The sequence below is a fragment of the Pseudomonas sp. 2VD genome, assembly GCF_005503585.1.
GTDB lineage: Bacteria > Pseudomonadota > Gammaproteobacteria > Pseudomonadales > Pseudomonadaceae > Pseudomonas > Pseudomonas aeruginosa.
In genome coordinates, this window is record NZ_SCND01000283.1 from 1 (window position 1) to 8223 (window position 8223).

At 66.2% G+C, this 8223-nt stretch carries 10 protein-coding genes and 2 pseudogenes; 6 read left to right on the forward strand and 6 right to left on the reverse strand.

Annotated elements, in window-relative coordinates:
• From FFS27_RS33730 to FFS27_RS24145, 4 genes and pseudogenes are all read left to right on the forward strand, one after another.
• Positions 1-98 (forward strand): annotated as a pseudogene (locus FFS27_RS33730) (hypothetical protein); the annotation flags it as partial.
• A pseudogene (locus tag FFS27_RS24135) lies at positions 97-459 on the forward strand (FAD-dependent oxidoreductase); the annotation flags it as partial. The pseudogenes FFS27_RS33730 and FFS27_RS24135, both read left to right, overlap by 2 nt.
• Before the next feature lie 323 nt (positions 460-782).
• Positions 783-1424 (forward strand): two-component system response regulator TtsR, encoded by a 642-nt coding sequence (gene ttsR / locus FFS27_RS24140; RefSeq protein ID WP_009313512.1) that lies wholly within the window; start codon positions 783-785, stop codon positions 1422-1424.
• Positions 1425-1544: 120 nt separating this feature from the next.
• Positions 1545-2348 (forward strand): hypothetical protein, encoded by an 804-nt coding sequence (locus tag FFS27_RS24145; protein ID WP_021265179.1) that lies wholly within the window; start codon positions 1545-1547, stop codon positions 2346-2348.
• A gap of 78 nt (positions 2349-2426) precedes the next feature.
• Here FFS27_RS24145 and FFS27_RS24150 read toward each other — a convergent pair whose 3' ends face one another.
• A complete protein-coding gene (locus FFS27_RS24150; protein WP_021265180.1) occupies positions 2427-4127 on the reverse strand; it encodes a WG repeat-containing protein in 1701 nt (566 codons plus the stop codon).
• Positions 4128-4337: 210 nt separating this feature from the next.
• On the opposite strand from FFS27_RS24150, the gene FFS27_RS24155 reads away from it, so the two are divergent.
• Entirely contained in the window at positions 4338-4679 is a 342-nt protein-coding gene (locus FFS27_RS24155) for an FKBP-type peptidyl-prolyl cis-trans isomerase (RefSeq protein WP_003092567.1), read from the forward strand.
• An 86-nt stretch (positions 4680-4765) separates the two neighbouring features.
• Here FFS27_RS24155 and FFS27_RS24160 read toward each other — a convergent pair whose 3' ends face one another.
• The 3 genes from FFS27_RS24160 to FFS27_RS24170 form a co-directional block, all read right to left on the reverse strand.
• The gene (locus FFS27_RS24160; protein WP_019485704.1) at positions 4766-6007 is read right to left on the reverse strand and encodes an MFS transporter; all 1242 of its coding nucleotides are present in this window, start codon (positions 6005-6007) and stop codon (positions 4766-4768) included.
• Between the two features lie 147 nt (positions 6008-6154).
• Complete coding sequence (gene armR / locus FFS27_RS24165; protein ID WP_019485705.1) at positions 6155-6316, reverse strand: MexR antirepressor ArmR; 162 nt, start codon at positions 6314-6316, stop codon at positions 6155-6157.
• A 7-nt stretch (positions 6317-6323) separates the two neighbouring features.
• Entirely contained in the window at positions 6324-6749 is a 426-nt protein-coding gene (locus FFS27_RS24170; RefSeq protein WP_003092574.1) for a hypothetical protein, read from the reverse strand.
• Positions 6750-6952: 203 nt separating this feature from the next.
• On the opposite strand from FFS27_RS24170, the gene nalC reads away from it, so the two are divergent.
• Positions 6953-7594, forward strand: coding sequence for an efflux system transcriptional repressor NalC (gene nalC / locus FFS27_RS24175; protein WP_003092577.1), 642 nt, complete (start codon positions 6953-6955; stop codon positions 7592-7594).
• A gap of 12 nt (positions 7595-7606) precedes the next feature.
• On the opposite strand, the gene FFS27_RS24180 is transcribed toward nalC, so the two are convergent.
• Positions 7607-7957 carry a hypothetical protein gene (locus FFS27_RS24180; RefSeq protein WP_003092579.1) on the reverse strand — a complete coding sequence of 117 codons (351 nt, stop codon included), beginning with the start codon at positions 7955-7957 and terminating at the stop codon, positions 7607-7609.
• A 188-nt stretch (positions 7958-8145) separates the two neighbouring features.
• Positions 8146-8223, reverse strand: a 78-nt coding sequence (locus FFS27_RS33735) for a hypothetical protein (protein WP_256659626.1), incomplete at its 5' end; no start/stop codon positions are given.

Sequence of the window (8223 nt, forward strand, 5' to 3'; positions counted from 1 at the left end):
GGCTCGGTTTCCTCATCGTGGTAGTGGCGGCGCCCGCCGTGTTGCACAGGATCACCAGCGAGACGCGGCGCAGCGTGGTGTTCGGTCTGTGGAGCACCGACCACCCCGAACGCCGGCATGGACGCCCGCACCCAGGCTCGCGTAGGCCGCAGCAAGCTCTACGCGATGAGCTTCGAGCAACTGGAAAAGGACATCCGCGACCAGCTCCAGGCCATGCTCGGCCCGGCGGGCTTCGACCACCGCCGCGACATCACCGGCATCACCGTGAACCGCTGGTCGCACGGCTACTCCTACTTCATGAATACCCTCTACGACGACGAGGCGGAAAGCGAAGCGCTGATGGAACTGGCGCGAAGCAAGGTCGGCAATGTCGCCATCGCCAACTCGGATGCGGCCTGGGATGCCTACGCCCATGCCGCCATCGACCAGGCGGTGCGGGCAGTCCGCGAACTGGGTTGAAGGACGGCGACGGCAGCGGAACCCGCGCTGCCGTCGCGCCCTTCCGATGTCCAGCAAGACTGACAGAAATGTACTGACAGAGATTACAACCCCTACTCCACGAAAGCCGTTCAAAGACCCTATGTTTCTCGGCCTCCCCTCGAAATAACCTAGGGAAAACACATAGGAAATTTCCTACTAGCATTCAGAAAAGTCCTGATTAAACCGACAGACACCATCGCTAGAATTCGAGCCCGTCCGGAGCTGCCTCCTGGCGGATTATCCGCCTGCCGGCGTTGCCGGTAGCCGCCGCGGAAACCTCCACCTCGATCGGGTTCGATTTCATGAAAACACGCGTCATCCTCGTCGACGACCACGCCCTCACCCTGATCGGCATGCGCTATCTGCTGAGTGCGTACGACGACCTGCGGATCGTCGCCCAGGCCCAGGACGCCGACGGCTTGCTGGCGCAGCTCGAAGCGCACCCCTGCGACCTGCTGATCACCGACCTGATGATGCCCGGCAGCCGGCAGGCCGACGGCTTGCGCCTGGTGCAGAAGGTCCGGCGGCGCTATCCGGACCTGCCGATCATCGTCGTCACCATGCTCGGCAACCCGGCACTCGTTTCATCCCTGCTCAAGCTGGGCATTCACGGCCTGGTGAGCAAACGCGGCATGCTCGACGATCTGCCCAAGGCGATCCGCCACACCGGCCGTCGACCATTCATCTCGAGCTCCATCGCACACCTGCTGGAAGTGGGCGAAGCCGAACACGGCAAGCCGCTGGCCAGCCTCGAACAACTCACCCCGCGCGAAGTGGAAGTGCTGCGCCTGTACGGCAGCGGCCTGGCGGTCGGGGAAATCGCCATCCGACTGTGCCGCAGCAAGCAGACCATCAGCGCGCAAAAGAGCAGCGCCATGCGCAAGCTTGGCCTGGACAGCAATGCCGGACTCTTTATCTACATCCGGGAAAACGGCCTGGCCTGAGCAGCGCGGCCGCGATATGTCCGCCCCGCCAGCCCGCTTCGCAAGGTCCGCGCAGCAGCTAGAATGTCCCGCAGCGCCGGGCGTCATCCGTGCCCGCCTCCGCCAAAGGACTCTTTTCACATGGACCGTAACCGCCGCCTCTCCGCCCGACTCTGCCTCCTGCTGCTGGGACTCGCCAGCCAGGCCGAAGCCCGCGAACCGCAGCCCTGCGCGTCCCGACTGCTTGACGCCGTAGCCAGGCAGGTCGGCCACGATGGCTGGATAGCCCCTTCGTACGAATCTTCCGGTCCGTTCCTCGCCGTGGCCTGCAAGCCCTGGCCGGACGACCCCGCGCAGACGGTGATCGCCATGGCCTACCTGGATCCGGGCGACACCGCCGTGGAAGGCGAACGCCACCCGCATCTGCTATTGGCCAAGGCCGACAGCCGCAGCGGCAAGCTGCTCGAACGCTACGACAGCGACTTCGAAGAAGACGCATCCGTCGCCGTCGGCAGCGACAGCCTCTGGCTGGACACCGCGCGCTACCGCCTGAGCCCGACGGTGCGCGCCTTCGGCGTGGTATTCCATAGCGTGGCGCGTGGCGCCAGTTGTCCGGAAGCCGGCTTCGACAACCTGCTGACCCTGGTGGTGCCGGCCGGCGAAGGCAAGCTGCGGCCGGTGCTCAATACCTACCTGGATCAGTGGAGGACGCTGAAAGGCTCGGTCTGCTCCGCCGAGCCCGGGTTCGAACAGGAAGTCTCGCACCTGACCCTGGAACTCGGCCGCGGACGCTCCAACGGCTTTGCCGACCTGGTCGTCACCTCGCGGGTCAGCGACGGCGAAACGGAGAACGGCAACCCCTTGCGCACGGTGAAGCGCACGCTGCGCTATGACGGCGAGCGCTACCCGTTCGAGGAGTATTCGGACTTCTGGCACCGCCATTGAGGGAAGGCCGTGGCCACCAGCCACGGCGAAACAGCGGAACCGCGCGCCCGCCGCAAGGGGCGGACGCGCGCAGGGAACTCAGCTCTCGCTGGTTTCTTCGCTCTCTTCGGCGGGCTCCTGCTCCGGCTCGCCTTCGTCGTCCTGCTCCTCGTCCGACTGGCAATACGGGGTCGGATCCTGCGGCCAGATCGCCTTGCCATTGCCGTCGAGCAACTGTTCGGCGCCGCAATCGGTGGTGGCCACGGTGAAGCGCGGCTTGCCGTTCAGGTCGTACAGTGCGCGCAAGGTTTCCGTCGCCTCGTCGCCAGTGCCGCTGACTTCGTAGCCCAGGATGTAACCCTGCTGCGGATTCACCTCCAGCTTCTGCCAGAGCGCCGGAACCAGCGTGCGTCCCTGGCGATCGAGCAACACGGTGTGGGCAGCGTTGTCCATACCGTCGAGAGCTTCCAGGAAACGACCGTCATACGCAGACTGGATGCTGATCAGTTCGCCCGGCTCCAGCAGCATCTTGCCGCTGCGGTCCATCAGGCCCACCACCGGCACCTGGCTTTCCGAACCCATGAAGCTGACGGTCTTCTGCGGCCCGCCCTTCTTCGCCACGACGAACAGGTCGTTGCCCAGCGCGCCGATCTGCGCATAACCCGGCTTCACCCACTCGCTGCCTTCGTCGAGGTTGAAGATGCCGAAGTCGGCGCTGAACAGGCCGGTGCTCACGCCGACGGCAGCCAGCCCGGGCACGTCGACGGTGTAGCCAAGCGCGGTGAGGCCGGCGCTGTCGGCCGAATCGTACTGCGGCTGCACCTTCCAGGCGCCGCTGCGATCGATCAGGCCGTACTTGCCCGACGAGCCATCTTCCATGCGCTGCTGGGCCAGCCCGCCCTGCTTGCCGAAGGCGCCGCAACCGGCGAACTGAGCGGCGATCGCCACCTTGCCCTGGTAGTCGAGGTAGCCACAGGGGCTGTCGTACTTCTCGCGGAACGCCACCAGGCCGTTGGCCGGGGTGCCCAGGTAATCGTAGCTCTTGCCGCCACCGACCACGTCGCCCTTGGCATCCACCAGTTGGGAGCCCTTGCCGATGACGCTGGCGCTCATCACGCCGTCGTGGAGGTCGCCCAGGCTCTCGTAGGCCACGGCCTTCTGTTCGCCGGTGGCGAGGTTGATGATCCACTTCTCCTCGCCACGCTCGGCGCTGATCAAGCCGCCGTGTTCGGCGACGCTGCCGTTGACCAGGGTGGTGTCGTAGAGCGCCTCGGTGAGCTGCTTGCCCTTGGCATCGAGGATGCCGCGCTTGCCATCGATCTCGTAGATGATGAATTCGTTGGCACTGTTGGGGTAGATGTCGTCGAAACGCGGCGCCTGGACTTCCTTGCCCTGGCCGTCGACCACGCCGTACTTGCCATCGCGGACGAAGCCATAGAGGTTGGGGGTGAGCAGCGACAGGGCTTCGCCGATATCGTCGCGCAACACCTTGCCGTCCTTCGCCTGGATCAGGTTCCAGCGCTCCTCGCGCGCCGCCATCAGGGTGCCCTGGTAGGCGCTGGCGACGATATTGTCGTAGTCGTTGTCGAACGGCACGAGCAGCTTGGCGTCCTGGTCGATCACCGCGCACTGGCCGTTGAGGCATAGCGGGATGCTCAGTGCAGCCATGCTCGGTGCGGCCGGTTGCGGCGCGACCGCCGCAGGCTTCGGCGCATCGTCGCCCTGGTTGCAGGCGCTGAGGAGCAAGGTGGAAACGGAGACGGCGAGGGTGTTGCGGCCGATACGCGACAGTCTTTGCATGCGGATATGTTCTCGTATGATCCCTGAGATATGTGTCCAGCCGCGATGCGCGCGACATCGCGGAACGCGGTAGCCTTCCCGGCGGAAAGGCGCGGGCATGATGCCCGTGCCGCGGACCGCCTGGCAATGCCCTGGTCCGTCGGCTCGGCGACAGGCGGCGCGCTTGCTGGCAGAATCGCGGCTTTCCGCAAACCGCGCAGGTACCGCCCCATGAACGACCGACTGCAGATCGAAGACCTCCTCCTGGGCGACGGCAAGGAGGTGGTGAAGGGTGCGCTGATCACCACCCAGTACAAGGGCACCCTAGAAGACGGCACGCTGTTCGACTCCTCCTACGAGCGCGGCCGGCCATTCCAGTGCGTGATCGGCACCGGACGAGTGATCAAGGGTTGGGACCAGGGCCTGATGGGCATGAAGGTCGGCGGCAAGCGACGGCTGTTCGTCCCTTCCCACCTGGCCTACGGCGAACGGCAGGTCGGCGCGCACATCAAGCCCCACTCCAACCTGCTGTTCGAGATCGAACTGCTGGAAGTGCTCACCCGCGACGACTGAGCCGAGGGACGGCGGCGGCCTCTGGCCGCCATGCGCAGGACGAATAGTCGCTCGACTATCCGCCCTGCACGAAGCCGGTTTCTCTTCTAATCCGCGGGGCGAGCCGCGGAACCCGTGGCAATGGCGCGAGGCAGGCCGTCCAGCACACGCAGCAGGCAGAACCCCAGGACGGCCCCCGCCGCGCCCGCGACCAGCATCAGGCCGATCGCGCCCGACCAGTCGAAACGGCTGACGATCAGGCCGATCAGCAAGGGGCCGATCACCTGCCCCAGGTAGTTGCCCTGCATTACCCAGCCGATGGCCAGTGGCGTCAGCGAAGGCGTGGGCGAGGCCAGCGGCGCGGTCGCCAGCACGGTGGTGGGAAGCATGCCGGCGACCGCCGAGAAGACGAACCCCAGCGCAATCGCCAGGAGCCCCGGCGTCGCGGCATGGAAGAACGCCGCACCGGTGACTCCCATCAGGATCGCGGTGGTCGCCAGCAAGGCGCCGGGACGTATGCCGCGGGAAAGGATGAAGCCCGCCGCGACATTGCCCAGGGCGTTCGCCGCGACGATGGCCGCGCCGATGAGTCCCGCAGTCTCCAGGGCGACACCCAGGCGCTGCATGAGGAACACGGGGAGGAACGTCATCAGGGCGAAGAACTGCAGGTTGTAGGTGGTGAAGCCGAGCGCCAGCAGGGTGATCGCCGGAGACTTGAGCAACGTGCCAAGACCGGCCGGCCTCACGCCTGCCGCCCTGCGCCCATCGTCGGCAGGGACGCTGAGCGGCAGCAGCAGCGCCGCGACCAGTACCAGCAGTGCGCTCAGTTGCCAGTCGGCGCGCCAGTCCGCGAGCAGCGGCCCGAACAGCATCGAGAGGGCGATTCCGCCTGCCATGAAGGTGCTCCACAGACCGAACACCACGCTGCGCCGCGTCTCGCTGGTGATCCTGTGCAACACGGCGGGCGCCGCCACTACCACGATGAGGAAACCGAGCCCCTCGACGAAGCGAGTGGCGAGCAACCAGGCGAAGTCCTGCATCGACGCACCGAGCAGGCTCGCTCCGCCGAGAATCGCCAGTCCGCCGGTCAGCAGCCGGCGATCTCCCCAGCGACGCACCAGGAGGCCAGCGGCGATGCCGCCGAATACGCCGACGAACGGAAAGGCGGACATGATCCAGCTCAGCGCGGCGAGGTCGCCGCCGAAGCTCCGTTGCAGCGACGGCAGGGCGATGGTCGCCTTGCCGACATGCAGGGCGGCGGCGATGCCGGCGAAGATCACATTGGCAACTGCCAGCCATCGCGGGCTGGCCTGGGGGTGCGGACGAGCGGGAGTGGACGGGCTATCCATCGTTGCCTCCGGGCATGGAGTGGCGCCCGGCAAGGTCGCCAGACGCTCTGCGCGGATTCTGATAGCTCAAGTTAACTTGAGGTAAAGAGCCCAGGAATCAAACGATGTGTTCCATCGCCCGCACCAATGGCAATCCGGCACGCCCACTCAGTAGAAGTGCTCGCCGTAGAGGTCCCAGGCATTGCGCCGGGCCGCCCGGCGCAGCTGCTCGGTGCAATCCCGCCGACCGACGGCGGATCGTCCCGAGGTGGCAGCGACAGCTTCGGTCTCGGTGCGGGACGGTTTGTTGCGCGGAGTGTTCAGGGACATGGCGGCGTCACCAGTTCATCCCCGTCGCCGGCCCGCTCAGCAGCGCCTTCGCCATGCCGCGGGCGGACGCCAGGTCCGGCGCCACGCTCACCGGCGGGCCGTAGACGGCCTGCAGCACCGGCGCCAGCTGCTGCAGGTCGGCGAGGTTGTCCGGCTGGCCGTTGGCACTGAGCAGGATGCCCCGGCAATGCTCGGCGAAGCGCTGGCGATTTTCCTTGAGCCACAACACCAGGCGCTTGCGCGCTTGCTGGTCGCCTTCAGCTTCTTCCTGCGGGAGTGGCGGATAGACCAGGGCGAAATCGCACTCGACGGCCAGCAGCGCTTCGACCTCCTCCAACCAGCGCTCGACATCGGCCAGCTCGCGGGGCATCTCGCGGACCTGGACCAGGGGAAAGGCATCGATATCCAACAGGCTCTTAGCGGGGGCATTCATGGGGGACTCCTGCGGGGAGGCAAGGCGGAGGAATGAGCGGAAGTGCTTGCCAAAACAGTACTGTACGATACAGTTCTTAAATGACCAGCGTCAACCCTAACGAGAAACGCTCTCAGCAAACCGCCTGGAGACTTGAACGGACCGTCCCGACGGCCCACCATGCGCACCTTCCGACCGCCACCCCGCGAGGCCCGATACCGCCCATGAACGATGCGTCCCCCCGTCTGACCGAACGCGGCAGGCAACGCCGCCGCGCCATGCTCGACGCCGCCACCCAGGCCTTTCTCGAACACGGTTTCGAAGGCACCACCCTGGACATGGTGATTGAACGGGCCGGTGGTTCACGGGGAACCCTGTACAGCTCCTTCGGCGGCAAGGAAGGCCTGTTCGCCGCGGTGATCGCCCACATGATCGAGGAAATCTTCGACGACAGCGCCGATCAGCCGCGCCCCGCCGCCACGCTGAGCGCCACCCTCGAGCATTTCGGCCGGCGCTTTCTCACCAGCCTGCTCGATCCCCGCTGCCAGAGCCTCTATCGCCTGGTGGTGGCGGAATCTCCGAGGTTTCCGGCAATCGGCAAGTCCTTCTACGAGCAGGGGCCGCAGCAGAGCTACCTGCTGCTCAGCGAGCGACTGGCAGCGGTCGCCCCCCACATGGACCAGGAAACGCTCTACGCGGTGGCCTGCCAGTTTCTCGAGATGCTCAAGGCCGACCTGTTCCTCAAGGCCCTCAGCGTGGCCGACTTCCAGCCGACCATGGCGCTGCTGGAAACCCGCCTCAAGCTGTCGGTGGACATCATCGCCTGCTACCTGGAACACCTGTCGCAGCGCCCCGCGCAGGGCTGAGCGACGCGCCGTTCAGGCGGAGGGCGGCAGCGCCTGGCCCGGCAGATCGGTGAGGTGGATCTCGGTGACCAGGGGTTCCTGGCGCGGCAGGGTGCGCTCGAGCAGGGGCGAGAAGCGCGACAGCGCGCCGATCAGGTCCCACTGGGTCTCCAGGGCGGCCCCCAGCTCCGAGAGTTCGTTCAGGACCCGGTGACCGACCCGTTGCAGGCGTGGCTCCTCGCTCTGGCTGAGTTCCACCGAAAGGTGCGCCAGCATGGTGGTCATGTTGTTCATGTTGCGTGTCGCCAGGACCAGGATATTGGCCAGCAGGGCGACATCGCTGTCAGGCAGGGAGGCGTGGGGAGAACCGGCGTTGGCGTGCATGCGAGCATCCTTTCTCGAAGTGCGGTCCGGAGCGAACGTCGCGGGAGAATAGCATCATATTGCCATTACGCAATATCTCCCGCGAAACGCTCAGGATGATTTCCTGATGCCAGGCAGACCGCCAAGGGCGGCAAAGGTTTCCATCAGGTGGACCGCCGGCGCCTCGCCGCGCCGACGGCCCCGACGGCTCACTGCATTTCCAGGGATTTGCGCGGCGGCGTGCTGCGATGAGCGGCTCGCAGGTACTGCGGCGGCCAGGGCATCTG

Excerpts from the sequence above, each read along its gene's own strand:
- ttsR (WP_009313512.1), top strand. The coding sequence starts at position 783 with ATGAAAACACGCGTCATCCTCGTCGACGACCACGCCCTCACCCTGATC.
- FFS27_RS24145 (WP_021265179.1), top strand. The coding sequence starts at position 1,545 with ATGGACCGTAACCGCCGCCTCTCCGCCCGACTCTGCCTCCTGCTGCTG.
- FFS27_RS24150 (WP_021265180.1), bottom strand. The coding sequence starts at position 4,127 with ATGCAAAGACTGTCGCGTATCGGCCGCAACACCCTCGCCGTCTCCGTT.
- FFS27_RS24155 (WP_003092567.1), top strand. The coding sequence starts at position 4,338 with ATGAACGACCGACTGCAGATCGAAGACCTCCTCCTGGGCGACGGCAAG.
- FFS27_RS24160 (WP_019485704.1), bottom strand. The coding sequence starts at position 6,007 with ATGGATAGCCCGTCCACTCCCGCTCGTCCGCACCCCCAGGCCAGCCCG.
- armR (WP_019485705.1), bottom strand. The coding sequence starts at position 6,316 with ATGTCCCTGAACACTCCGCGCAACAAACCGTCCCGCACCGAGACCGAA.
- FFS27_RS24170 (WP_003092574.1), bottom strand. The coding sequence starts at position 6,749 with ATGAATGCCCCCGCTAAGAGCCTGTTGGATATCGATGCCTTTCCCCTG.
- nalC (WP_003092577.1), top strand. The coding sequence starts at position 6,953 with ATGAACGATGCGTCCCCCCGTCTGACCGAACGCGGCAGGCAACGCCGC.
- FFS27_RS24180 (WP_003092579.1), bottom strand. The coding sequence starts at position 7,957 with ATGCACGCCAACGCCGGTTCTCCCCACGCCTCCCTGCCTGACAGCGAT.